Raw genomic sequence first — 24,109 nt, 5'->3', positions numbered from 1 at the left:
GAGGTTTTTCGTCCCACTTGCTGTTGTTCCACTCAGTATTGGAGGGTTTCAAGCAATAACTGCGCCCATGCTGACCAAGGACGTCGGGACCGCTAAACGATGGCGATTGGCAACGAATGGGCTGCGGAAATGGAGTGGCGTGTCGTTCTTGTCACGCAACGCCGGGACGAGACACCGCCCGGATGCCATTTTTGTCACCCGCTGGTCCGCAAAAAGGTTACGCCTTCGTGCGAGCCCCCGCTTCAACGATCAGGAGGCAGACGCGCTGCGCGCCCCCTTGCGCCAGAACTTGCCCACACCCACCACCAGTGCGGCGCCCAGGGCAGCCGCCACATAGTGCAAAGCGGGGTGCGCCACGGCGTAGTCGTGCAAGATGACATCGCTGGCGATGGTTTCACCACCCACCCAGCCAATCAGCGCGGCGCCCAGCAACACGATGATGGGAAAACGCTCCATGAGCTTGATCATCAGCGTGCTGCCGAAAATCACCAGCGGGATGCTGATGGCCAAGCCCAACACCAGCAGCACCACATTGCCCTGGGCCGCAGCCGCCACGGCGATCACGTTGTCCAGGCTCATCACCAGGTCGGCAATGAGGATGGTGCGCACAGCGGCCATCAGGCTGCCATAGGTTTTGGACTCGCCCTCATCCTCTTCGTCGTCGCTGAGCAGCTGAAAGCCGATCCACAGCAGCAGGCAACCACCCACGATCTGCAGGAACGACAGCTCTAGCAGCTTGGCCGCCACGACGGTCAGCAAAATCCGCAAGACCACGGCGGCGCCGGAGCCCCAGAACACGGCTTTCTTTTGCTGATGGGGGGGAAGGGACCGAGCGGCCAGCGCGATGACCACCGCGTTGTCACCCGAAAGAATGATGTTGATCCAGACGATCTTCACCAGGCCGATCCAAAAATCGGTGCTTTGCAGAAACTCCATGACTGACTCCACTGTTATGAATGCAAGAAGCGCCCGGAACCAGGGTTCCGAGCGCTTCTCTTTTTGTAGGAGCCGCAAGTCTAGCGGTCTGCGCCGTGCGCCGCGTCCGTAATTGTGCTTACGGGCGGGACGGCGCCGGCCAACTTACTTCAGCTGGGCCTTGAGCAGCTTGCCCAGTTCCGAAGGATTGCGGGTGATGATGAAGCCCGACTCTTCCATGATGGCGAGCTTGGCGTCGGCCGTGTCGGCACCGCCAGAGATCAGCGCGCCAGCGTGGCCCATGCGCTTGCCGGGAGGGGCTGTCACGCCAGCGATGAAGCCCACGATAGGCTTCTTCATGTTGGCCTTGCACCATTGGGCGGCTTCGGCTTCGTCAGGTCCGCCGATTTCGCCGATCATGATCACGGCGTCGGTGTCTGGATCGTCGTTGAACGCCTTCATCACATCGATGTGCTTGAGGCCATTGATGGGGTCGCCACCGATGCCCACAGCGCTCGACTGGCCCAGGCCGACTTCGGTCAGCATGGCCACGGCTTCATACGTCAACGTGCCCGAACGGGACACCACGCCGATGCGGCCCTTGCGGTGGATGTGACCGGGCATGATGCCGATCTTGATTTCGTCAGGCGTGATCAGACCGGGGCAGTTGGGGCCCAGCAGCAGGGTCTTCTTGCCGCCTGCGGCTTCCTTGGCCTTCATCTTGTTGCGCACCATCAGCATGTCCTTGACCGGAATGCCTTCGGTGATGCAGATGGCCATGTCCAGGTCGGCTTCGACGGCTTCCCAGATCGCGTCAGCAGCGCCTGCGGGCGGCACGTAGATCACCGACACAGTGGCGCCGGTCTGCTGAGCAGCTTCCTTGACGGAGGCGTAGATCGGGATGTTAAAGATCGACTCGCCAGCCTTCTTGGGGTTCACGCCCGCCACGAAGCAGTTCTTGCCGTTCGCGTATTCCTGGCACTTCTCAGTGTGGAACTGGCCAGTCTTGCCCGTGATGCCCTGGGTGATGACCTTGGTGTCTTTGTTGATGTAGATCGACATGTGTGTTCTCCGGGCTTACTTGACGGCAGCAACGATCTTGGTCGCAGCTTCGGCCATGGTGTCTGCGGCAATGATAGGCAGGCCGGACTCGGCCAGCATCTTCTTGCCCAGCTCTTCGTTCGTACCCTTCATGCGCACGACCAGCGGCACGTTCAGGTTCACGGCTTTGCAAGCGGTGATCACGCCGGTGGCGATGGTGTCGCACTTCATGATGCCGCCGAAGATGTTGACCAGAATGCCTTCGACCTTGGGGTTCTTCAGCATGATCTTGAAGGCTTCGGTGACCTTCTCGGGGGTGGCACCACCGCCCACATCCAGGAAGTTGGCTGGCTCGCCGCCGAACAGCTTGATGGTGTCCATGGTGGCCATGGCCAGACCAGCGCCGTTGACCAAGCAGCCGATGTTGCCATCGAGGCTGATGTAGGCCAGGTCGAACTTGGAAGCTTCCACTTCGGCTGGATCTTCTTCGTCCAGGTCGCGGAAGGCCACGATTTCGGGGTGGCGGAACAGGGCGTTGGCGTCAAAGTTGAACTTCGCGTCCAGGGCCATCAGGTTGCCCTTGGAGTCGCAGTTCAGCGGGTTGATTTCCACCAGCGACGCGTCGGTGTCCATGTAGCACTTGTAGATCTTGGCGAAGATGTCTACTGCCTGGTCGATGGAAGCGCCGGTCAGGCCGATGGCGGCTGCCACCTTGCGGCTCTGCGCTTCGGTGATGCCGGTCAGCGGGTCGATCATCTCGGTGATGATCTTCTCGGGCGTGGAGTGGGCCACTTCCTCGATGTCCATGCCGCCTTCGCTCGAAGCGATCAGGGCCACCTTCTGCGTGGCGCGGTCGGTGACCAGCGACACATACAGTTCGTTCTTGATGTCGGCGCCGTCTTCGATGTACAGGCGGCGGACCTTCTGGCCCTCAGCGCCGGTCTGGTGCGTGACCAGCTGCATGCCCAAGATGTCGCTGGCGCGTGCTTTCACGTCGTCAATGGTCTTGGCAACCTTCACGCCGCCACCCTTGCCACGGCCACCGGCGTGGATCTGGGCCTTGACCACCCACACGGGGCCGCCGAGCTTCTGAGCTGCTTCCACGGCTTCTTGCACCGTGAATGCGGGAATGCCACGCGGAACGGGCACACCAAAATTGCGCAAGATTTCCTTGCCTTGGTATTCGTGAATCTTCATGAGGTCTCTCTCAGGGAAGGGTGATAGTTACCCGTTTACCATGAACAGATGTCTGGCCGCGGGCTTGGGACATGGCAACCTGCGACTGTATCATGCTGCAACGCACCATCCTTGTGCCTAACTTACACCCTGGGCGGGCCTAGCGGCCTTCCCACCCCCATTTCTATCCGGCAGACGCTGCCGCCTTTTTGCAGGAGCACCTCCATGTCCAAAGTCTTTATTGATGGCGAAGCCGGCACCACGGGCCTGCAGATTCGCGAGCGCCTGCAGGCCATGCCGCAGATCGAGCTGGTCAGCATTGCGCCCGAGTTGCGCAAGGATCCGGCCGCCAAGCGCGACCTGATCGCGGGGGTGGATCTGGTGGTGCTGTGCCTGCACGACGATGCGGCGCGCGACACCGTGGCCATGGTGGACGAGATCGAGCGCACCTCGGGCCGCAAGGTCAAGGTGATCGATGCCAGCACAGCCCACCGCACGGCCGACGGCTGGGTGTACGGGTTTCCGGAACTCGCGGCAGCGCAGGCGCAAGCGGTGCGCGACGCCACCCGCGTCTCCAACCCCGGCTGCTACGCCACGGGCGCGATTGCCATGCTGCGCCCGCTGGTGGACGCGGGCCTGATCCCTGCGGACTACCCCTTGAGCTTGCCCTCTGTGTCGGGCTACTCCGGTGGCGGCCGCACCATGATCGAAGCCTACGAGGCAGGCACGGCGGCGCCTTACGAGGCTTATGCGCTGGGCCTGACGCACAAGCACATTCCCGAAATCCTGCGCTACACCGGGCTCACGCGCCGCCCGGTGTTCATTCCTGCCGTGGGCAACTTCCGCCAGGGCATGCTGGTGCAGTTGCCGCTGCACCTGGACCTGCTGCCCGGAGCCCCCAAGGCCAGCGACTTGCACGACGTGCTGGCCAGCCACTACAGCCGCACCAACACGCCCGAACAGTGGGTCAGCGTGCTGCCGCCCACCGATGATTTGAAGCTGGCCGCCGACACGCTGACCGACACCAACAAGCTGGAGTTGCGCGTGTTTTCCAACGAGCAATATCGGCAGGCCGTGGTCATTGCGCGCCTGGACAACCTGGGCAAGGGTGCCAGCGGCGCCGCAGTGCAGAACCTGCAATTGATGCTGAGCGTGTAACGACCCCAGAGCCCACCAGGAAGTGGGGCCGATGCCCTTCTTCCTTCTTGTTAGCTGCGCTCAGCCCTCGTCAGACTCGTCGGCGCCCAGCACCGCGCGCCGCACCACATCGCCTGAAAACCCCCGCACCAGCAAAAACCTCATGTGTTTGGCGCGGGTTTGCGGGTCTGCGGCGGGCTCGCCAAACTTGCGGCGCCACACCTCGCGGGCACGCTCCAGTTCGCTGCCCTGCAACTGCACCACAGCCTGCTGCACGGCCTCTGCCCCCAGCCCCTTGGCCTGCAGCTCTTGCCGGATGCGCGATGCCCCCAGGCGCCCTGCGCGCCGATGCAACACAGACTCCACCACCCTGGCCTCGCTGATGAAGTCTTTGGCCTGCAGGTCGTCCAGCACAGCCTCCAGGTCTTCGCCCTCTTGAACATGGGGGCGGAGTTTGCGCTGCAACTCGGCCCGCGAATGTTCCCGCTGGCTCAGCAGCCGGAGCGCGCGGCCTTTGAGCGAAAGCGCAGTGAATCCCATCGCAAATCAAATCGCTATAATTTTAATAGCTGCAGGCGCATATGGAACATGCGCCTGCGGGTTCTTTGGCTTCAAAGACTGGAGATCACTCGCCCGCAGCCGCCACCGGGGCCTGCAGTGCGCCAGGCAGCAACGCAATGCCCAGGCCTTCGCGCACCTTGTTTTGGTGAAACTGCGATCCACTCGGCTTACGCCTCGTCTGCGGCACTGGCTGCCGCCAATGCCGCAGGCAACAGAGCGATGCCCAGTTGCTCCCGGACCTTGTTTTCAATCTCGCGGGCCAGGTCGGGGTTCTCGCGCAAGAACTCGCGCGCGTTGTCGCGGCCTTGGCCGATCTTTTCGCCGTTGTAGGCGTACCAGGCACCGCTCTTTTCCACGATCTTGGCGGTCACGCCCATGTCGATGATTTCGCCTTCGCGGCTGATGCCTTCACCGAACAGGATGTCGAACTCGGCCGTCTTGAACGGTGGCGACACCTTGTTCTTGACCACCTTGACCTTGGTCTCGTTGCCGATGGCCTCGTCGCCCTTCTTGATAGTGCCGGTGCGGCGGATGTCCAGACGCACAGAAGCGTAGAACTTGAGCGCATTGCCGCCGGTGGTGGTTTCGGGCGAGCCGAACATCACGCCGATCTTCATGCGGATCTGGTTGATGAAGATGACCATGCAATTGGTCTTCTTGATGGTGGCGGTGAGCTTGCGCAGCGCCTGGCTCATCAGGCGGGCTTGCAGGCCGGGCAGGGCGTCGCCCATTTCGCCTTCGATTTCGGCCTTGGGCGTGAGCGCGGCCACCGAGTCGATGACGATCAGGTCCACAGCGCCCGAGCGCACCAGGCTGTCCACGATTTCGAGCGCCTGCTCGCCGGTGTCTGGCTGGCTGATCAGCAGGTCGGACAGTTGCACACCCAGCTTCTGGGCGTATTGCACATCGAGGGCATGTTCGGCATCCACAAACGCGCAGGTGCCGCCTTGTTTTTGCATCTCGGCAATCACCTGCAGCGTGAGCGTGGTCTTGCCCGACGATTCCGGGCCATAGATCTCAACCACACGGCCACGGGGCAGGCCACCCACGCCCAGGGCGATATCGAGGCCCAGCGAGCCGGTGGAGACGACCTGGATGTCCTCGATCACCTCGCCTTCACCCAGGCGCATGATGGTGCCCTTGCCAAATTGCTTCTCGATCTGGGCGAGCGCGGCGGCCAGGGCCTTGGCCTTTTCGGTGTTCACGGGCAATGCGGGATTGGTGCCTTTGACTGCGACGTCCATGAGAAACTCCTTGAAAAACAACAGGTTGGATGCTTGCATCGCTCTGCGGTTAATCACAGGCTGGATGCTTGAACAGTAGTTTATGCGAGCAATGGAATCGAGACAAAGCGATTTTTAGTCAGTTTGCCTGACAATATCGCATGGCCGATTTTTCTCCAGCCACCCCCTCCGCCACGCCACTGCCGGGCGCCGATGACCGCTGGCGCCAAACCCACCTGGGCCGCCTGATGGGCAGTGCATTGCGCCGTTTCGACGCGCGGGTGCTGCAGCTCATGGCGCGCAATGTGGAGGTGCCACTGGCGCTGTCCAACCTGGCAGCGCGCGACCAGGTGACGGCCGCGCATGTGCACATCACCCGGCACCTGGCCTTGCAGGGCGACCGGCTGACCGACCTGGCCCAGCGCGCGGGCATTACCAAGCAGGCCATGGCCAACCTGGTGGACCAGTGCGAGGCCTGGGGGCTGGTAACGCGCCAGGCCGACGCGCTGGATGCGCGGGCGCGCCGCGTGTGTTTTACGCCCACCGGCCTGGCGTGGCTGCAGGCGTTCCGGGACGCGGTGGCGCAGGCCGAGGAAGAGTTTCGCGCCGAGGTGGGTAATGACGTGGCCACCGTGGTGGCCATCGGGCTGGAGGCCTACGCGGGCGGCGACACTGGCGCCTGAGCCGCCACTGGCTCGGCGCACGCCAGCAGCCATTGACGAAAGCACTGCAGCGCGTGCAGCTGCGTACGCCCTTCGGGATAGCAGAACCAGTAGCCCACATCGCTCCGGTAACCGCCGCGCAGGTCGGCATCGGGCAGGGGCTCGCGCACCAGGCCCGCCGTGATTTCATCCTGCACCAGGCAGCGTGGCACCAGCGCCAGGCCCATGCCCGCCATCACGGCGCGGATCATGGTCTGGAACTGGTCGAACTGCGGCCCGGCCAGCGGGTCGATGAGGGCCTCCACCCCGTGCGTCTCGCTCCAGCGCAACCACGCCTCGGGCACGGTCACGTGGCGCAGCAGCGTGTAGCGCGCCACGTCGCGCGGGGTGTGGATGGGCCAGTCGGCCACCTTGGTGCGCGGGGCGATCAGCGCCACGTCGTTGCCCGTGATGTGGTGGGCATGCGCGCCGGGCCAGTGGCCGTCGCCGAACAGGATGGCGCAGTCCAGCTCGGGACGGGTGAAGTCGTAACTGTGCACATAGGGCACAAAGTGCAGCGTGATTTGCGGGTGCTGCTGCTGGAACTGCGGCAGGCGCGGGATGAGCCACTTGGCCGCAAACGTGGGCAGGCTGGACAGGTGCAGTGCGCCACCGCCGTCATCGCTGGTGATCAACTCCAGCGTGGCCGCCTCCAGCTGCGCCAGCACGCCGCGCACCGCCTTTTCATAGCGCTCGCCGGCGGGGGTGAGCGCCAGGCGCTTGCGGCTGCGCTCGAACAGCGGCACGCCCACCCAGCCCTCCAGCTCCTTGATCTGTTTGCTGACCGCACTTTGTGTGAGGTGCAGGGCCTCGGCCGCGCGGGACACTCCGCCGAACCGCGTCACCGTGGAAAACGCTCGCAGCAAATGCAGCGGTGGAGAAAGACGGCGAAGTGACGACATAGTAAGTAATCAAATCATTCCAAATAGGAATGTTATCAGGCATATCCATTGCTTGGTAGAGCGCATTGAATCCATTAACCTCAATGCAACTCATAGGAGAAATGCCCATGCAACGCCGTCAACTGCTCTCAGCGCTGGCCGCCGTATCTTTCGCTCCCGGAATGTCTTTAGCGCAAGAGGGCAAGCCCCTGCGCATCATCGTTCCCTTCCCGCCCGGGGGAGCAACCGACATCACAGCCCGCAGCCTGCAAGAGTCGCTGGCCCGCATCCTCAAGCAGCCCGTGGTGCTGGAAAACCGGGGCGGCGCAGGCGGCTCCATCGGTATGGCCGAAGTAGCGCGCGCCCCGGCGGACGGCCTCACCATTGGTGTGGCCACGCTGTCCACCCACGGTGTGAACCCCGCCGTGTACAGCAAACTGCCCTACCACCCCACCAAAGACTTTGTGGGCGTGACCGAGATCGTGAAGGCGCCGGGCGTCATCGTGATCAACCCCGCCACGCTGCCCGTCAAGGACTTTGCCGACCTCGTGAAATACCTCAAGGCCAACCCCGGCAAGGTGTCGTACGCCACCCCCGGCAACGGGACCATCGGCCACATGTGGGGCGAGCTGTTCAAGAGCAGCACCGGCACCTCCATGGTGCACATCCCCTACCGTGGTGCAGGCCCGGCCATCAACGATGTGCTGGCAGGCCAGGTGGCGGTGTATTTTGACCAGGTGGCTTCGTCGCTCCCGCACGTCAAGTCGGGCAAGCTCAAGGCGCTGGCCGTGTCCTGGCCAGCGCGCCTGGACGTGCTGCCCGATGTGCCCACCTACGGCGAGCTGGGCTACAAGCAGGCCAACGAACCGTCGTGGTTTGGCTTGGTGGCGCCTGTCGGCACCCCTGCAGCGGCGGTGGATCGCATCCAGCAAGCAGTCGCCCAAGCCCTCAAGGAGCCCGCCGTACGCGAACGCCTGGCGGGCCAGGGCCTCTACCCCTCGGGCACCACGTCCAAGGAGTTCACGGCCCAGATCGCCAGCGAGATCGACAAGATGAAGCGCGTGGCGGCCTACGCCAAGGTGGTGCTCGACTGACCAGATTCCCCAGGCCCCAGGCCTGGGGCGGCCACAGCTGGGATGGTGAGACGACGCAGGCACCCCTGCTTCCTGAGCCTGTTCAAGGTCTCAGGGATAACCATAGTCACATCCCGGTCTGGGCGGCTAGGCCAGCCGCCCTCCTTTGCGCACACTCTGCCTATGCATGCAGCCTTGAAACTGATCCACCGCCGCTTTCAGCAAGCCCAACCCGGCGTCACCGGCTCGCCCGGACTTGCCACTCCACCATCACCCGCTACCGTCACTGCGGTGCCCGGCAACACACCGCTGGTGCTCGACTCTCCCCACAGCGGCACCCAGTACCCCGCAGACTTTGGTTCTGCCCTCGACCTGGCCACGCTGCGCCGGGCCGAAGACACCCACGTCGAGAAGATCTACGCCTTTGCCCCCGCACTCGGCGTGGCCTGGGTCGAAGCCCACTTCCCCCGCATTTACCTGGACGCCAACCGCGACACCACCGAGTTGGACACCAGCCTGCTCGACGGCGCCTGGACCGACCCCATCTCCGCCGACCCCAAGGTGCTCAGCAAGGTGCGCCTGGGCAAGGGCCTGATCTGGAAGTTCACCGACGAGGGCGAGCCCATCTACCAACGCCAGCTCACGGTGGCCGAGGTGCGGGCCCGCATCGACCGCTGCTGGCGCCCCTACCACGCCGCCGTGGCGCAGGCCATTGATACCGCCCATGCGCGCCACGGCTACAGCATTCACATCAACTGCCACTCCATGCCCGCCGTGGCCGGGCGCTTCGCCACCGAATTTCCGGGCCTGGAACACGCCGACTTTGTGGTGGGCGACCGCGACGGCACCACGGCCAGCCCAGCGCTGTCGGCGCTGATCTGCGAACACCTGCGTGCATGCGGCTACAGCGTCGAATACAACCACCCCTACAAGGGCGTGGAGCTGGTGCGCCGCTACGGCAACCCTGCGCAGCACCGGCACAGCATCCAGGTCGAGATCAACCGCAAGCTCTACATGGACGAGCGCACCCTGGCGCAGGTGCCCGAGGGCATGGCCCGCCTGCAGGCCGACCTGACAAGCCTGGTGCACAAGCTGCTCGTGATCGACCCGCGCTGACGGCAAACGCAGACCGCCGCAGGCCGCCCTGGTCTGCGCGGCCTCCGTACGGCGCAGTTATTGCGAGAACGTCACCACGACCTTGCCCAGCGGCCCGCGCGCCAAGTGCGCAAGAGCCTCGTGCAAAGCGGCCGCCGGGTAACGGGCCGCAATCACGGGCTGCAAACCGCCAGCGTCGACAGCACGTACCAGGTCCTGCAGCGCACGCCGGTGCCCCACACTCACCCCCTGCACGCGTGCTCGCTTGCTGATCAGGTCAAAGCCTGACCCGGAAAAACCCACGCCCTCCATCACGCCGATATAGGCCACATGACCGCCCTGCGCCAGCGCCTGCAGCGACTGGTCCAGCGTTGCGCCCCCTGCGGTTTCCAGCACGTGGTCCACCCCGCGGCCGCCTGTCAGCGTCAGCAACTCAGCGGGCCACGGGCCTGAGCGCGGCAGCACCTGAGTGGCGCCCAGCGCCAGCACCGCCGATGTCTTCTCAGGGCTTCCGCTGGTTACGTACACCTGGGCGCCGTGCAGGCGCGCAACCTGAACACCGAACAGCGCCACGCCGCCGGTGCCGTGCACCAGCACTGTCTGGCCCGCCCGCAGGCCACCGTTCTCTACCAGCGCCATCCAGGCCGTGAGCCCGGCGCACGGCAAGGTGCTGGCGGCGGCGGCATCCAGCGTTGTCGGCGCGGCCACCAGCCAATCCTCGTGCACCAGCACGTGGGTAGCCAGCACGCCTGGGCCCGGCACGCCCAGTGGCATGGCGTCTGCAGGGGCTTGGCCGTCCAGCCAACCCGCGGTGAAGGTGCTGATGACAGCCTGGCCGCTCTTCCAGCGGTGCACGTCCGGGCCCGTCGCCACCACCTGCCCCGCCATGTCAGAGCCGGGGGTAAACGGGAGAGCAGCGCCCATGCCGTACTGGTTGTCGATTACCAACTGGTCGCGGTAATTGAGTGAGACAGCGTCCACCCGCACCAGCACCTCGTGGCCCGTGGGGCTGGGCATGGGGGCTTCAACATATTCGAGGTGCTGCGCACCAACGCCTGCCAGTTGCCAGCGCATCAAGTGGGGGGGAAGGGGTGTCATGGCCTGTGTGTTCCGTAGAGAAATAGACAGAGCCGATGGTATTGGTGATAAACAAGGCTTTGTGACGGATAATTTTCCTCTGATTGGTTCCAAAAATTCACCAGTGTCACACAACGAAGCAGAAAGCAGTCTTCCATGAGCGAGCGCCTCCAGGGCCTGGATATCTTTGTCGCGGCTGTCGAATCCGGTAGTTTTGCCCGGGCCGCCACACGGCTGCACCTCACGCGATCTGCCGTGGGCAAAGGGGTGGCGCGGCTTGAATCGCGGCTGGGCGCACGGTTGTTTCACCGCACCACGCGCTCGCAGGCGCTGACGGACGAGGGCCAGCGCTATTACGAGCGCTGTCGGCGGGCGTTGGACGAGCTGGATGCGGCTGAAGCTGCGGTGCAGGCCGGGCGCGAAGAGGTGGTGGGCCGGCTGCGGCTGACCTGCCCCGAACTGATCGGAAGGCGCTGCGTGGGGCCTGTGCTGCTGGCGCTGGCGTGCGAGCATCCGCACCTGGTGGTTGAGGCGCACTTCAGCGACCGCCCTTCACACCTGATCGATGAAGGGCTGGACCTGGCCATCCGCAGCGGCCCGTTGCCCGATAGCACTCAGTTTGCGGCGCGTTTGCTGGGCCACCAATGGATGGGCGTGTACGCCTCGGCAGGTTACCTTGCCACCCATCTCAGGCCCGCAGGCCTCGCTGAACTGGCGGACACACGCGATCAACACACGTTTGTTGTGTATGGCAGTGATGGCTGGGCCAAGCCCTGGCTGTTTACCTGGGCCGGTGGCCGAACGTTCGAACTGGAAGTCACCCCGCGCTTTACCGCCAACAGCCTCGAAGTGCTGGCGCAGGCGGCCACCGAGGGCATGGGCCTGGTGCGCCTGCCCACCTGGTTGGCCGCACCCGCTGTGGCCAGCGGCACCCTGGAGCAGGTGTTTGAAGAAGCCATGCCTTTTGGCTACCCCCTGCACGCGCTGTGGCCGCAGTTACGGTCCATGCCCACACGGCAGCGCATGGTTATCGACACGCTGGCGCAGCGGCTGCCAGAGCTGATCAATGTTGGGCAGGGCATCCCCCGCGCCGGCAAAGCCACGGCCTAAAATCGCACCACAGGCGCGGCGCCAGACCGCTGCCACCCACCAGGAGACACCAGCATGCGCATCCTCATTGCCGAAGACGACCAGGTGCTGGCCGATGGCCTGCTGCGCACGCTGCGCGCCTCGGGCGCCGTGGTGGACCATGTCGCCAGCGGCAGCGAGGCCGACGCGGCGCTCATGACCAACAACGAGTTCGACCTGCTCATCCTGGACCTGGGCCTGCCCAAGATGCATGGGCTGGAGGTGCTCAAAAAGCTGCGCGGCCGGGGCTCCGCACTGCCGGTGCTCATCCTCACCGCAGCCGACAGCGTGGAAGAGCGGGTGAAGGGCCTGGACTTTGGCGCCGACGACTACATGGCCAAGCCCTTCAGCCTGCAAGAGCTGGAAGCCCGTGTGCGCGCCCTCACGCGCCGGGGCATGGGCGGCACCAGCAGCGCCATCAAGCACGGCCCACTGGTGTACGACCAGGCCGGCCGCGTGGCCACCATCGACGGCAAGATGATCGAGTTGTCGGCCCGTGAACTTGGCTTGCTGGAAGTGCTGCTGCAGCGTGCCGGCCGCCTGGTGAGCAAGGAGCAGTTGGTGGAACGCCTGTGCGAATGGGGCGAAGAGGTGAGCAACAACGCCATCGAGGTCTACATCCACCGCCTGCGCAAGAAGATCGAGGGCGGGCCCATCCGCATCGCCACCGTGCGTGGCCTGGGCTACTGTCTTGAGAAGATCCCTGGATAGGAGGCCCCCCTGAGTCGCTTGGCGCCTTCTTCCCAAGGGGACGCACTCGGCGGCTTGGTGGAGCCAGTTCCACAGGTGCACTGGTGTGCGGCTGCGCCAGTTTCGGGGCGGGCGGAAGAGGTGGGCGTTGCCTTCAAGTCCGATGTTATAAAAATGATAGCTGCTAGCGCTTGATGAATAAGCGCTAGAGGCCAAAAAGGCTTGAAACCTTGAAAATCTTCCAGCGAGAGCAGCGCTCCCTCTTCGGCGAGATCCTCGACTGGATGCTCACGCCGTTGCTGCTGCTGTGGCCCGTGAGCCTGGCGCTGACCTGGCTGGTCGCGCAGGGCCTGGCCAACAAGCCGTTTGACCGAGCGCTGGAGTACAACGCCCACGCCCTCGCCCAGCTGGTCAGCGTGGTGGGCGACAAGGCGCAGTTCAACCTGCCCCAGCCCGCCAGCGAGATACTGCGGGCCGACGACTCTGACATCGTGTACTACCAGGTCATCGGCCCGGGCGGCGAGTTCCTCTCAGGCGAGCGCGAGCTGCCTGAGCCCCCCAGCGACGAGCCCCCCCTGTCGGGCGAGGTGCGGCTGCGCGATGCCGAGATGCGCGGCATCGACATCCGCGTGGCCTATATCTGGGTGCGCCTGCCGCTCAAAGACACGCCGGTGGCGCTGGTCCAGGTGGCCGAGACGCGCGAAAAGCGCAGCGTGCTGGCCACCGAAATCATCAAGGGCGTGATGCTGCCGCAGTTCGTCATCCTGCCGCTGGCCGTGCTGCTGGTGTGGCTGGCGCTGGCGCGCGGCATCCAGCCGCTCAACCAGCTGGAGCAGCGCATCCGCGCACGCAACCCCGACGACCTCTCGCCGCTGGACGACCGCACGGTGCCGCTCGAAGTGGCGCCGCTGGTGTCGTCCGTCAACGACCTGCTCACGCGCCTGAACGACTCGCTGGCCACGCAAAAGCGCTTTCTGGCCGACGCCGCCCACCAGCTCAAGACCCCGCTGGCGGGCCTGCGCATGCAGGCCGACCTGGCCCAGCGCGAAGGCACCAGCACCGAAGAGCTCAAGCGCTCGCTGCAGCAGATTGGCCGCTCCAGCATCCGCGCCACGCACACCGTCAACCAACTGCTCGCGCTGGCACGCGCCGAAGGCAGCGGCGTGGGTTTTGCGCGCCAGCCCTGCGACCTGGCACGCTTGGTGATCGACGTGGTGCGCGACTCGGTGCCCCGCGCGCTCGACAAACACATTGACCTGGGCTACGACGGCGCCGAGCCTGGATCGCCGGGCGTGCAGATCGACGGCAACCCCACGCTGCTCAAGGAGCTGGTGCGCAACCTGGTGGACAACGCCATCAACTACACCCCCTCCACACCCGACAAGCCCGGCGTGGTCACGGCCCGCGTGCTCGCCGACACCTTTGGCCAGGTGTTGCTGCTGCAGGTCGAAGACTCGGGCCCCGGCGTGCCCGAGGCCGAGCGCGAGCTGGTGTTCCAGCCGTTCTACCGCGCCCTGGGCAGCGAGGCCGACGGCTCCGGCCTGGGCCTGCCCATCGTGCGGGAGATCGCCAACAAGCACGATGCCGAGGTCACGCTCGAAGACGCCCGGCCTGGCCAGACCCCGCCGGGTGCGCGCTTCAGTGTGCGTTTTGCGGCACGGGACGTGGTGGCGGGCCGCTGAGGCCTTGAACAGGCGCTGAACACCGCCCAGGTCAGACGGCGGCGCAGGGGCAAAGCCGGTGCTGGCGCCAGGGCACCGGTGTCTGCGGCATCATGCGGCGTCCCTTTGCCTGGTGCTTCACCATGACCCCACCGCCCCGCCGTTTTGCCAACACCCACCCTGGCGTTGTCATCGGCAACTTCCCCTGGTACGAAATGGTCTGGCGCTCGCTGCGCGGTGATTTCAAACCGCGCGCCGAGCCTGCGGGAGGCTACGCAGCTTTCGCCCGGCAATGGAGCGTGCCCGTGGACCACGCACGCCTGGCGCAGCACCCACAGATGCCGGTGGTCACCTGGCTGGGCCACGTGTCCATCCTCCTGCAGGTGGCTGGCTTGAACGTGCTCATGGACCCGACGCTGTGCGGCTTTGCGGGCCCCCTGGGCCGCTTTGGCGCACCCCGCCGCGTGCCTACACCCCTGGCCCCCGAGGAGCTACCACCCATTGATGTGGTGCTGATCTCGCACAACCACTACGACCACCTGTGCTACGGCACCTTGCGCCGCCTGCGGGACGCGGGTCAGTCGCCCCGCTTTGTGGTGCCTTTGGGCCTGGGTGACTGGTTCACCCAGCGCGGCATGGGCCCGGTCACCGCGCTGAACTGGTGGGAGCACACCGACATCGCGCCCGGCGTGCGCGTGTTTTTCACGCCCTCTCAGCACTGGAGCCGCCGCACACCGTGGGACACCAATGCCTCGCGGTGGGGCGGCTACCTGCTCGAATGGACGCGCCCCGATGCGGCAATCCCCTGGCGTTTTCTGTTCCCTGGCGACACCGGCTACAGCGACGACTTCAAGGCCATCCGCCAGCGCCTGGGGCCGGTGGACTTTTTGGCCCTGCCCATCGGCGCCTACCTGCCCCGCGACTTCATGAAGCCCATGCACGTGAACCCCGAAGACGCCGTGCAGCTGATGCTGGATGTGGAAGCCAAGCAGGCCATGGGCGTGCACTGGGGCACGTTCATGCTGACACAAGAGGCGTTCGACCACCCACCGCGCGACCTGGCCGCCGCACTGGCGCAGCGTGGCCTGCCGCAGGACCGCGTCTGGCTCATGCGGCACGGCGAGACGCGCGCCATACCGTTGGCGTAGCGCGGTACACGCCCTGGGCGGCCACCCCCCGACACAGCGCTCAGCCGCAGGTGCGCAGCGTCTTGCCCGCCATGGCGGTGCGCAGCACATCCAGCTGCGCCCGCAGCGCGTCGTTCACGGCGGGCAGGCGCAGCGTGAAGCCGGGGGATTCCGCGCGCTCCTGGATCACGCGGGCCGTGCGCACGCCCCTGTTGCCCAGGTTGGCCAACTCGCGCTCGGCGGCCTCCTTGGAGGCAAAGCGGCCCAGCGACAGGCCCAGTTCGAACGTGCCCCCGGCGCGGTCGTGGTCCACCTTGCGGGTGCGCAGTTCGGCGCGCTTGCGGTCCAGCGTTTCCACGTCGTCAAACCGCCCCATGTAGACCATCCAGCGGCCCGGCACGGGCGTGGGCTCCAGCGCCCAACTGCCTGTGGGCAAACCGGCAGCAGCCGCGCGCAGCACCTCGGCCTGGCGGTCGTCAAACACGCCGGCCTGCAGACACTCGGCGGTGTCTGCGGGGGCGGATGCAGCAGGCGGGGGGGAGGGGGATTCGTTGGCGGCGGCGGCCAAGGGTGGGGAAGCGGGAGTGGCGGAGGGCGCGGCAGAGGAGGTCTTGCTGGGGTTGACCTTCAGGATCTGCAGCGTCTCGGGCCGGATCTGCTGGTTCATGCGCTGGGGCTCGGACTGCTCCTGCGGCGCGTAACCCAACGGGCGCAGCAGCCCTTGCGACCACGCGTAATAGCCCGCGTTGGCCAGCAGCAGCACGATCACGGCAAGACGGAGCATGGGGCGCGGCCTTTCAAGAACACTCGCATCGAAAGAGGAAGCTGTCTCACACCGGAGGCACCGCCGTCGGCCGGACGCTGATTTCAGAACTGGTGATGGCCTGCATGCCACCGGCCGTGTGCACGAGCAGCGCGCCATCGTCGCCCACGCCATGCGCGGTGCCGGTGTGGCCATCGCTCAGCGTCACGGCGCGGCCCTGCAGTACGTCGCGTGCCGCAAAGCGGGGCTGCATGGGCGCAAACCCATAGCCCGCAAACGACTGCAGCATGGACACCAGCGGCGGCACGATGCGCAGCAGGGCGGTGGGTGCGTCCAGGCCCGGCTCCACATCCTGCAGGCTGCCGGGGGGCATGCTCATGCCCTCGGGGCTGCGCGGCAGCACGTTGATGCCAATGCCCACCACCACAAAGCGCGCTGTGCTGGTGCCTGCCTGCGAGGCGGCCGTCTGGGGCGTCACAAAACTGGCCGTCTCCACCAGGATGCCGCCGAGCTTGCGGTCGCCCGCAGCGCCGCCCAGCCAGAGGTCGTTGGGCCACTTGAGCCCCACGCGCGCAGGCTGCCCCGCACCCAGGGCAGGCAGCACCGGCTGCAGGCTTTCGGCCACGCTCACCCCCACGGCGAGCGACAGGCCGGACCAGTCCTGGGGCGCCAGCGGCAGGCCCAGCGACATCATGAGGGAAGCACCGACATCGCTTTGCCACACGCGGCCCAGCCGCCCCCGCCCGGCGGTCTGCTGCTCTGCCACCAGCAGGGTGGGCTCGCACTGGCCGTTGCGCGCACGGCGCATCAGCTCGGTATTGGTGGAGTCGATGGTGGGCAGCACCTCGACGGTAAAGCCCGGTAACAGCGGTGACACCGCCTCCCAGATGGCCTCGGCGGGCCAGCGGATGGGGGCGGTGCTCACTGGCTGCGGCCTCGCGGCTTGGCCTTTTGTGGGGCCTTGGGGGCCTTGACCGCTTTGGAGGACAACGGCTTGGACGGGGGCAGCGGCACCGGCGGCGCCCAGCCGCGCTTGGGCGCCAGCAGCGTGCCTCGGCAGTTCTTGCTGCCGCACCAGCAGGGGTATTCGGCCTTGAGCTTCGGGGTGTAACGCTCTTCGATGATCAAGCCGTAGTCGTAGTTCAGCTCTTCGCCCGCCTTGATATTGCGCAGCGCGGTGATGAAGATGCGGCCATCCCGCTCGTCGGCGTAGCAGTTGGGGTTGCAGCTGTGGTTGATCCAGCGCGAGGAGTTGCCGCCGAACTTTGCGTCGATCACGTGGTCTTCATCTACGTGAAAGTAAAACGTGTGGTTGGGTTGCAGGGGGTCGTGCGGGTGCCGGTCCTGCGCCTCCTGCCAGCCAATCACTTCGCCCGTGTACTCCACAAGGACTTCGCCCTCTGCAATATCCTGCACGGCAAACACGCCCTTGCCATGGACGCCCGAACGCCGGGTCTGGATGCGGCGGCCCGGTGCAAGGGTGGGGGCGGCAGGCGATGCGGAGCGGGGCATGGCAAAAACTCTGTTAACTTGATGGTGCACACATGTGTGCGTGCGCGTGTATGCGTGTGCATGCGCGTGAGACCCGAATTGTAGAAGCGCCCGGAACCCGGGCAACCAGAATGACTGGCGAGAGCCCCAAAATGACCAAGACCCTGGTAATTGCAGAAAAACCCTCAGTGGCGCAAGACATCGTGCGCGCACTGACGCCCGTGGCGGGCAAGTTCGACAAGCACGAAGACCACTTCGAGAACGACCGCTATGTAGTCACCAGCGCCGTGGGCCACCTGGTGGAGATCCAGGCGCCCGAAGAGTTTGACGTGAAGCGCGGCAAATGGAGCTTTGCCCACCTGCCCGTGATCCCGCCGTACTTTGACTTGAAGCCTGTGGACAAGACCAAGAGCCGCCTGAACGCGGTGGTCAAGCAAGCCAAGCGCAAGGACGTGACACAACTCATCAACGCCTGTGACGCGGGCCGCGAGGGTGAGCTGATCTTCCGCCTGATCGAGCAGTACGCTGGTGGCGCCAAGCCGCTGGGCAAGCCCGTCAAGCGCCTGTGGCTGCAGTCCATGACGCCCCAGGCCATTCGCGACGGCTTTGACGCACTGCGCTCCGAGCAGCAGATGGCGGGCCTGGCGAGCGCTGCGCGCAGTCGCTCCGAGGCCGACTGGCTGGTGGGCATCAACGGCACCCGCGCCATGACGGCCTTCAACTCTCGCGACGGCGGGTTCTTTTTGACCACCGTGGGCCGGGTGCAGACGCCCACGCTGTCGCTGGTGGTGGAGCGCGAAGAAAAGATCCGCAAGTTCATCAGCCGCGACTACTGGGAAATCCACGCCACCTTTGGCGCACAGGCCGGTGAATACCCCGCCAAGTGGTTTGACCCCAAGTGGAAGAAGGGCGAGGACGTGGAGATGCGCGCCGACCGCGTGTGGTCTGCCGCCGAAGCCACAGCCATCGCCAACGCTGTGCGCGGCAAGCAGGCCACGGTCACCGAAGAGAGCAAGCCCACCACACAGGCATCGCCCCTGCTGTTCGATTTGACCAGCCTGCAGCGCGAGGCCAACGGCAAGTTCGGCTTCTCGGCCAAGACCACGCTGGCCCTGGCGCAAAGCCTGTACGAGCGCCACAAGGCCCTGACCTACCCACGTACCGACTCGCGCGCGCTGCCGGAAGACTATCTGCCCGTGGCCAAGCAGACCTTCGAGATGTTGGCCGACAGCGGCATGCGCCACCTGGCGCCGCACGCCGCCACGGCGCTGAGCAACAACTACGTGCGCCCGTCCAAGCGCATCTTCGACAACAGCAAGGTGAGCGATCACTTTGCCATCATCCCCACGCTGCAGGCACCGAGCGGCCTGAGCGAAGCCGAGCAAAAGCTGTACGACCTGGTCGTGCGCCGCTTCATGGCCGTGTTCTTCCCCAGCGCTGAATACACCGTCACCACCCGCATCAGCACCGTGGCCCCGCACAGCTTCAAGACCGAAGGCAAGGTGCTGGTGCGCCCCGGCTGGCTGGCCATCTACGGCAAGGAAGCGGCCGATGAAGTGGAAGGCGGCAAGGACGGCGACAAGGGCCAGAATCTGGTGCCCGTGAAGCCCGGCGAAATGGTCAACACCCTGGCCGCCGACCCCAAGGGCCTCAAAACCAAGCCCCCCGCACGCTACTCCGAAGCCACGCTGCTGGGCGCCATGGAAAGCGCGGGCAAGCAGATTGACGACGAAGAACTGCGCTCTGCCATGCAGGAAAAGGGCCTGGGCACGCCAGCCACCCGCGCCGCCATCATCGAAGGCCTGCTGACTGAGAAGTACATGCTGCGCGAAGGCCGCGAAATCATCCCCACGGCCAAGGCCTTCCAGCTGATGACGCTGCTGCGCGGGCTGGAGGTGGAAGAACTCTGCCGTGCCGACCTGACCGGCGAGTGGGAGTACAAGCTCTCGCAGATGGAAAAGGGCCAGCTCAGCCGCGAAGCCTTCATGGCGGAGATCGCCGCCATGACCGAACGCATGGTCAAGAAGGCCAAGGAATACGACCGCGACACCATCCCTGGCGACTACGCCACGCTCGAATCGCCCTGCCCCAACTGTGGTGGTGTGGTGAAGGAGAACTACCGCCGCTTTGCCTGCGTGGGCAAGGCGGGCGCCGAAGGCTGCGGCTTCAGCTTTGGCAAATCGCCCGCAGGCCGCACCTTTGAAACTGCCGAGGCCAATGCCCTGCTGCGTGACAAGAAGATCGGCCCGCTGGAGGGCTTCCGCTCCAAGGCGGGCTGGCCCTTCACGTCCGAGATCGTCATCAAGTACGACGACGAGGCGCACAACTACAAGCTCGAGTTCGACTTTGGCGACGACAAGAAGGGCGAAGAGTCCGGCGAGATCGTCGAGTTTGAAGACGCCGCACTCGGCCCCTGCCCCATCTGCGGATCGGAAGTGCACGAGCACGGCAGCAACTACGTGTGCAGCAAGGCTGTGCCCACTGCCGCGCAGCCCACGCCCAGCTGCACCTTCAAGAGCGGCAAGATCATCCTGCAGCAGCCCGTGGAGCGCGAGCAGATGCACAAGCTGCTGGAGACCGGTAAGACCGACCTGCTCGACAAGTTTGTGAGCATGCGCACACGCCGCGCCTTCAAGGCCCACCTGGCGTGGGACAAGGAGGCGGGCAAGGTCAACTTTGAGTTTGCGCCGAGCAAGTTCCCGCCGCGCCCCGGCGCTGCTGCAAAAACAGTAGCTGCCAAGGCAGGCAAGACAAGCGCCACAGCCAAAAAATCCGCTAAACCTGCCGCCGCCAAGAAGGCCCCAGCCACCAAGACTGCTGCTGCCAAGGCACCGCGAAAGGCCGCCGCAGGCAAGGCCCCCAGCGCCGCCCTGGCCGCCGTGATTGGCGCCGAGCCCGTGGCGCGCCCCGAGGCCGTCAAGAAGATGTGGGAATACATCAAGGCAAACAACCTGCAAGACCCCAAGGACAAGCGCACCATCGTCGCCGACGACAAGCTGCGCGCCGTGTTTGGCAAGGACAGCGCGGGCATGTTCGAGCTGGCAGGCATCCTGGGCAACCACCTCGCGTGACGTGAAGCCCCCCCTGAGTCGCCTTCGGCGCCTTCCCCCTCAAGGGGGACGACGCCCTCACTGCGGGGTGGCCCTTGCTAGGCGTCCCGCGCTTGGGGATCACGCCCCTTTGCATCGGCGGCGGGTTCTGCGCAGTGCTGTGTGCGCCCTTGAGAACTGAAGGTGGACGCCTCCGCACTGTCCCTGCAGATCGCCACCACGGTGCACCACCGCGTCCACACCGTCACGGTGCGCATGGATTCGGTGGGCTGGGTGGTGTCGGGCACCAAGCACCTGGTCACACCGGGGGGTGGGCACCGTTACCCCAGCGGACGGGTGTTCGTGCTGCCGCGTGGCGCGCAGTGGGAGGTGGTCAACGACCCCGCCCCGCAAGGCCGCTACGTGGCGCGGCTGCTGTGTTTTTCCCCCGAGCTGGTGGAGCAGTTCCACCGCCAGTTCGGCCAGTTCGCAGCCATTCCACCAGTGCAAGGCTGCGCAGGCCTGGCGGCTGACGCGGCCTTTGAAGACAGTTTCATGCGCGCCGTCGCCGCGCTGGAGAGCGACACCAGCTCGCAGGCGCTGCGCGAACACCGCGCGCTGGAGGTGCTGCTGATGCTGGCCGAGGCGGGCATTGTGTTTTCCCCACCCGGCGAACTGGGCTGGGCCGAGCGCGTGCGCCGCCTCGTCGGCCCCAGCCCGCAGGCCGACTGGACGGTGGAGCGCATCGCCGCTGCATTTTCCACCAGTGCCAGCACCCTGCAGCGCCGTCTGGCGCAAGAGGGCGAAACCGTGAGCCAGTGCCTGCGCGATGTGCGGCTGGAGACGGGCCTGATGCTGCTGCAAAGCTCCACGCTGCAGGTGTCGGAAATCGCTGCGCACTGCGGGTATGAATCGCACAGCCGCTTTAGTGCCGCGTTTCGCGAGCGTTTTGGGTTTCCGCCCTCGCAGCTGCGGCCTTGACGCGCAGCGCACAGCCATTGACGCCGCCGGGCCAACGCGAAGGCGCGGCGCGCAGCACCATCAAGCCCTTGTTTCACACCGCCACTGCAAGGAGCTTTTTGAATGCCACAACCTCTCTCGCGCACCCGTCGCGCTTTGACCTCCATCGCCGCGCTTGCCACCATGGGTCTGGCCTTTGCCGCCCAGGCCCAGGCCTTCACGCTCAGCAGCCCCGACTTTGCCGCTAATAGCACGCTGCCCCAGCGCTTCGAATTCAAGGGCTTCGGCTGCGCGGGTGACAACCAATCGCCTGCCCTGCGCTGGAGCGGCGCGCCTGCGGGCACACAAAGCTACGCCGTCACCGTGTACGACCCCGATGCGCCCACGGGTTCGGGCTGGTGGCACTGGTCGGTGGTGAACATTCCCGCCGGTGTCGCCGAGCTGCGCGCTGATGCAGGCGCGGTGGGCGGCGCCAAGCTACCCACAGGCGCCAGCCATGTGCGCATCGACTACGGTGTGGCCGCCTGGGGCGGCGCCTGTCCGCCCGAAGGCGATGCGCCCCATCGCTACATCTTCTCCGTGCACGCGCTCAAGGTGCCGCGCCTGGACTTGCCCGCCGACGCCACCGCCGCTCTGGCGGGCTACATGATCAACGCCAACAGTCTGGGCAAGGCCACGCTGACGGCGCGCTACGGGCGCCCTGCGGCCAAAGGCCAGCAACAGTGATTGCGCGTGGTTGGTGGTTGGCAGGTGCCGTGATGTTTTAAGCTTGGTGGCCTGAGGCCTGCGCACAGTGGGCCTTGCCACCTCATCCACCCCACGCAGACCTATTCCATGCGCAGCCCCCGCGAACGAGCCTTCTGGTCCATCCTGGCCGCGCTGGTGCTGGCCGCAGCAGCAGCGGCATGGGGGACATCCGACCAGTGGCTGCCCCATGCGGGGCCGTGGATGGAGCAGGCCTGGAAGAAAGCCACGCGCCCCGGCCCCGAGTCCCTCCCCCCCGAAAAACGCGCCGCCGCGCAGGCCCGTTCGGCGCAGGGCGCGGCGTCCCAACCTGTGGCCCCGCAGCCGCGCAAGTGCGTGAAAGACGGCCGCGTTACCTACACCGACCAGCCTTGCGACAAGGGCAGCCGTGAGCTGGCGGTGGATGGCGCCGTGACCTCGCTGCCGCAGTAGCGGTCTGCACATCCGCGCCTTGCATCCCTTCGGGCAAGGTACTTGTGCGACCGTGAAGAGATATTGAACAGGTTCTCGCATGTCACGCCACTGCCACGGCGCGCCGATAGAGTCCGCCTCTTTCATCAGCCTCTGGACCTGTCGCCCCATGAAAGCCTTCTCCCTCGCCGCAGTCTGCCTCTCCGCCCTGTTCATTGCCGGTTGCGGCGGCAGCGACAACGACGCAGCACCCGCACAGCCCCAGGTCATTGCCCACCGCGGCGCCAGCGGCTACCTGCCCGAGCACACGCTGGGCGGCTACGAGCTGGCCATCCGCATGGGCGCCGACTTCATCGAGCCCGACCTGCAAATCACCAAAGACGGTGCGCTGGTCGCCATCCACGACGACACCTTGAACCGCACCACCAACGTGGCCACGCTGTTCGCGCAGCGCAATGGCGGCTACAAGGTGTCTGACTTCACCTTGGCCGAGATCAAAACCCTGACGGTGGTGCCCACCAGCACCGGCAAGACGAGCTACCCCGGTTTCACCCCCAGCGCCGCCAGCCCCTTCACGGTACCCACCTTCCAAGAGGTGGTGGACTTTGCCAAGAAGCAAAGCAACGCTGTGGGCCGCGAAGTGGGCATCTACCCCGAGGCCAAACAGGCCGACCCGGTGATGGAAGACGGCATCCTGAAAACCCTGGCCGCCAACGGCTACAACGCCAACAGCAAAATCTACATCCAGTCGTTCAGCGACGCTACGCTGCGCAGCCTGCGCACCAAGCAGATCGCGCAGAACAACAAGATGCCGCTGGTGCTGCTGGGCGTGGCTACCGCCGCTGCCGACGGCACCCCACGCATGGGCGTGACCGGAGCCACGGGCGTGCAGATGCTTGCGCTGAAAGACGTGGCCGCCTTCAACGAAGGCGTGGGCGTGCTCATCAACAACACCACCTATCCCGTCACTAAGGCCTTCATCGACCAGGCCCACGCCGCAGGCCTGAAGGTGCACGGTTGGACCTTTGCACAGACCGACGCAGCCCTTGCGGCCGCAGAGTTTCGCAAGTACCTGGACATGGGTATGGACGGCATGTTCGCCAACTACCCTGACCTGGCCGTGACGGCGCGCAACGCGTACGTGCAGGGCAAGTAAACCGGGCCAGAGGGCGTGCCGCCGCTGGCTTTTTGCACGGCGGCGCGGCCAACCCGCGCATGAGTGGCG

At 65.6% G+C, this 24,109-nt stretch carries 23 protein-coding genes; 13 read left to right on the top strand and 10 right to left on the bottom strand.

Annotation, left to right across the window (positions count from 1 at the left end):
* Nucleotides 1–249: 249 nt before the first annotated feature.
* The 3 genes from OIN59_RS02480 to sucC form a co-directional block, all read right to left on the bottom strand.
* A complete protein-coding gene (locus OIN59_RS02480) occupies nt 250–936 on the bottom strand; it encodes a TerC family protein (RefSeq protein ID WP_274106807.1) in 687 nt (228 codons plus the stop codon).
* Nucleotides 937–1,080: 144 nt separating this feature from the next.
* A complete protein-coding gene (gene sucD, locus OIN59_RS02475) occupies nt 1,081–1,977 on the bottom strand; it encodes a succinate--CoA ligase subunit alpha (protein WP_056056609.1) in 897 nt (298 codons plus the stop codon).
* Nucleotides 1,978–1,992: 15 nt separating this feature from the next.
* Nucleotides 1,993–3,153, bottom strand: a complete 1,161-nt coding sequence (gene sucC / locus OIN59_RS02470; RefSeq protein WP_056056610.1) for an ADP-forming succinate--CoA ligase subunit beta — start codon at nt 3,151–3,153, stop codon at nt 1,993–1,995.
* Between the two features lie 204 nt (nt 3,154–3,357).
* On the opposite strand from sucC, the gene argC reads away from it, so the two are divergent.
* Nucleotides 3,358–4,290: an N-acetyl-gamma-glutamyl-phosphate reductase gene (gene argC / locus OIN59_RS02465; protein WP_274106799.1), complete on the top strand. Its 933-nt coding sequence runs from the start codon at nt 3,358–3,360 to the stop codon at nt 4,288–4,290.
* A gap of 60 nt (nt 4,291–4,350) precedes the next feature.
* On the opposite strand, the gene recX is transcribed toward argC, so the two are convergent.
* Nucleotides 4,351–4,809, bottom strand: coding sequence for a recombination regulator RecX (gene recX, locus OIN59_RS02460; RefSeq protein WP_274106797.1), 459 nt, complete (start codon nt 4,807–4,809; stop codon nt 4,351–4,353).
* A 188-nt stretch (nt 4,810–4,997) separates the two neighbouring features.
* Complete coding sequence (recA, locus tag OIN59_RS02455; RefSeq protein WP_274106795.1) at nt 4,998–6,074, bottom strand: recombinase RecA; 1,077 nt, start codon at nt 6,072–6,074, stop codon at nt 4,998–5,000.
* A gap of 140 nt (nt 6,075–6,214) precedes the next feature.
* Between recA and OIN59_RS02450 the strand changes: the two genes are divergently transcribed.
* Nucleotides 6,215–6,736, top strand: coding sequence for a MarR family winged helix-turn-helix transcriptional regulator (locus tag OIN59_RS02450; protein WP_274106793.1), 522 nt, complete (start codon nt 6,215–6,217; stop codon nt 6,734–6,736).
* On the opposite strand, the gene OIN59_RS02445 is transcribed toward OIN59_RS02450, so the two are convergent.
* The gene (locus OIN59_RS02445; protein ID WP_274106792.1) at nt 6,709–7,656 is read right to left on the bottom strand and encodes a LysR substrate-binding domain-containing protein; all 948 of its coding nucleotides are present in this window, start codon (nt 7,654–7,656) and stop codon (nt 6,709–6,711) included. The genes OIN59_RS02450 and OIN59_RS02445 overlap by 28 nt on opposite strands.
* Nucleotides 7,657–7,763: 107 nt before the next feature.
* Here OIN59_RS02445 and OIN59_RS02440 point away from each other — a divergent pair, with 107 nt between their 5' ends.
* Nucleotides 7,764–8,729, top strand: a complete 966-nt coding sequence (locus tag OIN59_RS02440; RefSeq protein WP_274106791.1) for a Bug family tripartite tricarboxylate transporter substrate binding protein — start codon at nt 7,764–7,766, stop codon at nt 8,727–8,729.
* A gap of 162 nt (nt 8,730–8,891) precedes the next feature.
* Nucleotides 8,892–9,824 (top strand): N-formylglutamate amidohydrolase, encoded by a 933-nt coding sequence (locus OIN59_RS02435; RefSeq protein ID WP_274106789.1) that lies wholly within the window; start codon nt 8,892–8,894, stop codon nt 9,822–9,824.
* Between the two features lie 57 nt (nt 9,825–9,881).
* On the opposite strand, the gene OIN59_RS02430 is transcribed toward OIN59_RS02435, so the two are convergent.
* The gene (locus OIN59_RS02430; protein WP_274106787.1) at nt 9,882–10,901 is read right to left on the bottom strand and encodes a zinc-dependent alcohol dehydrogenase family protein; all 1,020 of its coding nucleotides are present in this window, start codon (nt 10,899–10,901) and stop codon (nt 9,882–9,884) included.
* A 135-nt stretch (nt 10,902–11,036) separates the two neighbouring features.
* On the opposite strand from OIN59_RS02430, the gene OIN59_RS02425 reads away from it, so the two are divergent.
* From OIN59_RS02425 to OIN59_RS02410, 4 genes are all read left to right on the top strand, one after another.
* Nucleotides 11,037–11,990 (top strand): LysR family transcriptional regulator, encoded by a 954-nt coding sequence (locus tag OIN59_RS02425; RefSeq protein WP_274106785.1) that lies wholly within the window; start codon nt 11,037–11,039, stop codon nt 11,988–11,990.
* A gap of 54 nt (nt 11,991–12,044) precedes the next feature.
* A complete protein-coding gene (locus OIN59_RS02420) occupies nt 12,045–12,719 on the top strand; it encodes a response regulator (RefSeq protein ID WP_100408724.1) in 675 nt (224 codons plus the stop codon).
* 209 nt (nt 12,720–12,928) lie between these two features.
* Nucleotides 12,929–14,380 carry a sensor histidine kinase gene (locus OIN59_RS02415; protein ID WP_274106780.1) on the top strand — a complete coding sequence of 484 codons (1,452 nt, stop codon included), beginning with the start codon at nt 12,929–12,931 and terminating at the stop codon, nt 14,378–14,380.
* A 122-nt stretch (nt 14,381–14,502) separates the two neighbouring features.
* A complete protein-coding gene (locus OIN59_RS02410; RefSeq protein ID WP_274106778.1) occupies nt 14,503–15,507 on the top strand; it encodes an MBL fold metallo-hydrolase in 1,005 nt (334 codons plus the stop codon).
* A 40-nt stretch (nt 15,508–15,547) separates the two neighbouring features.
* Here OIN59_RS02410 and OIN59_RS02405 read toward each other — a convergent pair whose 3' ends face one another.
* The 3 genes from OIN59_RS02405 to OIN59_RS02395 are packed head-to-tail and all read right to left on the bottom strand — an operon-like array spanning nt 15,548 to nt 17,761.
* On the bottom strand, nt 15,548–16,270 hold the full coding sequence (locus OIN59_RS02405; protein ID WP_274106776.1) for an SPOR domain-containing protein: 723 nt from the start codon (nt 16,268–16,270) through the stop codon (nt 15,548–15,550).
* Between the two features lie 46 nt (nt 16,271–16,316).
* Complete coding sequence (locus OIN59_RS02400; RefSeq protein WP_274106774.1) at nt 16,317–17,174, bottom strand: biotin--[acetyl-CoA-carboxylase] ligase; 858 nt, start codon at nt 17,172–17,174, stop codon at nt 16,317–16,319.
* The gene (locus OIN59_RS02395; RefSeq protein WP_274106772.1) at nt 17,171–17,761 is read right to left on the bottom strand and encodes an SET domain-containing protein; all 591 of its coding nucleotides are present in this window, start codon (nt 17,759–17,761) and stop codon (nt 17,171–17,173) included. Before OIN59_RS02395 ends, OIN59_RS02400 begins: the two co-directional genes overlap by 4 nt.
* Before the next feature lie 131 nt (nt 17,762–17,892).
* On the opposite strand from OIN59_RS02395, the gene OIN59_RS02390 reads away from it, so the two are divergent.
* The 5 genes from OIN59_RS02390 (at nt 17,893) to OIN59_RS02370 (ending at nt 24,040) form a co-directional block, all read left to right on the top strand.
* Nucleotides 17,893–20,811, top strand: coding sequence for a DNA topoisomerase III (locus OIN59_RS02390; protein ID WP_274106770.1), 2,919 nt, complete (start codon nt 17,893–17,895; stop codon nt 20,809–20,811).
* A gap of 162 nt (nt 20,812–20,973) precedes the next feature.
* A complete protein-coding gene (locus tag OIN59_RS02385; protein WP_274106768.1) occupies nt 20,974–21,750 on the top strand; it encodes a helix-turn-helix transcriptional regulator in 777 nt (258 codons plus the stop codon).
* 102 nt (nt 21,751–21,852) lie between these two features.
* Entirely contained in the window at nt 21,853–22,455 is a 603-nt protein-coding gene (locus tag OIN59_RS02380; RefSeq protein WP_407655046.1) for a YbhB/YbcL family Raf kinase inhibitor-like protein, read from the top strand.
* A gap of 108 nt (nt 22,456–22,563) precedes the next feature.
* Nucleotides 22,564–22,905: a DUF4124 domain-containing protein gene (locus tag OIN59_RS02375; RefSeq protein WP_274106766.1), complete on the top strand. Its 342-nt coding sequence runs from the start codon at nt 22,564–22,566 to the stop codon at nt 22,903–22,905.
* 148 nt (nt 22,906–23,053) lie between these two features.
* Complete coding sequence (locus OIN59_RS02370; protein WP_274106764.1) at nt 23,054–24,040, top strand: glycerophosphodiester phosphodiesterase family protein; 987 nt, start codon at nt 23,054–23,056, stop codon at nt 24,038–24,040.
* Nucleotides 24,041–24,109 lie beyond the last annotated feature (69 nt).

Origin of the sequence: Acidovorax benzenivorans, assembly GCF_028680575.1 — a bacterium.
Lineage (GTDB): Bacteria > Pseudomonadota > Gammaproteobacteria > Burkholderiales > Burkholderiaceae_C > Acidovorax > Acidovorax benzenivorans.
This window is presented reverse-complemented; position numbering and strand designations above follow the sequence as displayed.

What these genes read in the sequence shown, in the direction of transcription:
- OIN59_RS02410 (WP_274106778.1), top strand. Translation starts at nt 14,503, where the DNA reads ATGACCCCACCGCCCCGCCGTTTTGCCAACACCCACCCTGGCGTTGTC.
- recA (WP_274106795.1), bottom strand. Translation starts at nt 6,074, where the DNA reads ATGGACGTCGCAGTCAAAGGCACCAATCCCGCATTGCCCGTGAACACC.
- OIN59_RS02425 (WP_274106785.1), top strand. Translation starts at nt 11,037, where the DNA reads ATGAGCGAGCGCCTCCAGGGCCTGGATATCTTTGTCGCGGCTGTCGAA.
- sucC (WP_056056610.1), bottom strand. Translation starts at nt 3,153, where the DNA reads ATGAAGATTCACGAATACCAAGGCAAGGAAATCTTGCGCAATTTTGGT.
- OIN59_RS02445 (WP_274106792.1), bottom strand. Translation starts at nt 7,656, where the DNA reads ATGTCGTCACTTCGCCGTCTTTCTCCACCGCTGCATTTGCTGCGAGCG.
- OIN59_RS02405 (WP_274106776.1), bottom strand. Translation starts at nt 16,270, where the DNA reads ATGCTCCGTCTTGCCGTGATCGTGCTGCTGCTGGCCAACGCGGGCTAT.
- recX (WP_274106797.1), bottom strand. Translation starts at nt 4,809, where the DNA reads ATGGGATTCACTGCGCTTTCGCTCAAAGGCCGCGCGCTCCGGCTGCTG.
- OIN59_RS02380 (WP_407655046.1), top strand. Translation starts at nt 21,853, where the DNA reads ATGCCACAACCTCTCTCGCGCACCCGTCGCGCTTTGACCTCCATCGCC.
- OIN59_RS02430 (WP_274106787.1), bottom strand. Translation starts at nt 10,901, where the DNA reads ATGACACCCCTTCCCCCCCACTTGATGCGCTGGCAACTGGCAGGCGTT.
- OIN59_RS02370 (WP_274106764.1), top strand. Translation starts at nt 23,054, where the DNA reads ATGAAAGCCTTCTCCCTCGCCGCAGTCTGCCTCTCCGCCCTGTTCATT.
- argC (WP_274106799.1), top strand. Translation starts at nt 3,358, where the DNA reads ATGTCCAAAGTCTTTATTGATGGCGAAGCCGGCACCACGGGCCTGCAG.
- OIN59_RS02440 (WP_274106791.1), top strand. Translation starts at nt 7,764, where the DNA reads ATGCAACGCCGTCAACTGCTCTCAGCGCTGGCCGCCGTATCTTTCGCT.
- OIN59_RS02395 (WP_274106772.1), bottom strand. Translation starts at nt 17,761, where the DNA reads ATGCCCCGCTCCGCATCGCCTGCCGCCCCCACCCTTGCACCGGGCCGC.
- OIN59_RS02420 (WP_100408724.1), top strand. Translation starts at nt 12,045, where the DNA reads ATGCGCATCCTCATTGCCGAAGACGACCAGGTGCTGGCCGATGGCCTG.
- OIN59_RS02390 (WP_274106770.1), top strand. Translation starts at nt 17,893, where the DNA reads ATGACCAAGACCCTGGTAATTGCAGAAAAACCCTCAGTGGCGCAAGAC.
- OIN59_RS02435 (WP_274106789.1), top strand. Translation starts at nt 8,892, where the DNA reads ATGCATGCAGCCTTGAAACTGATCCACCGCCGCTTTCAGCAAGCCCAA.
- OIN59_RS02480 (WP_274106807.1), bottom strand. Translation starts at nt 936, where the DNA reads ATGGAGTTTCTGCAAAGCACCGATTTTTGGATCGGCCTGGTGAAGATC.
- OIN59_RS02375 (WP_274106766.1), top strand. Translation starts at nt 22,564, where the DNA reads ATGCGCAGCCCCCGCGAACGAGCCTTCTGGTCCATCCTGGCCGCGCTG.
- OIN59_RS02450 (WP_274106793.1), top strand. Translation starts at nt 6,215, where the DNA reads ATGGCCGATTTTTCTCCAGCCACCCCCTCCGCCACGCCACTGCCGGGC.
- sucD (WP_056056609.1), bottom strand. Translation starts at nt 1,977, where the DNA reads ATGTCGATCTACATCAACAAAGACACCAAGGTCATCACCCAGGGCATC.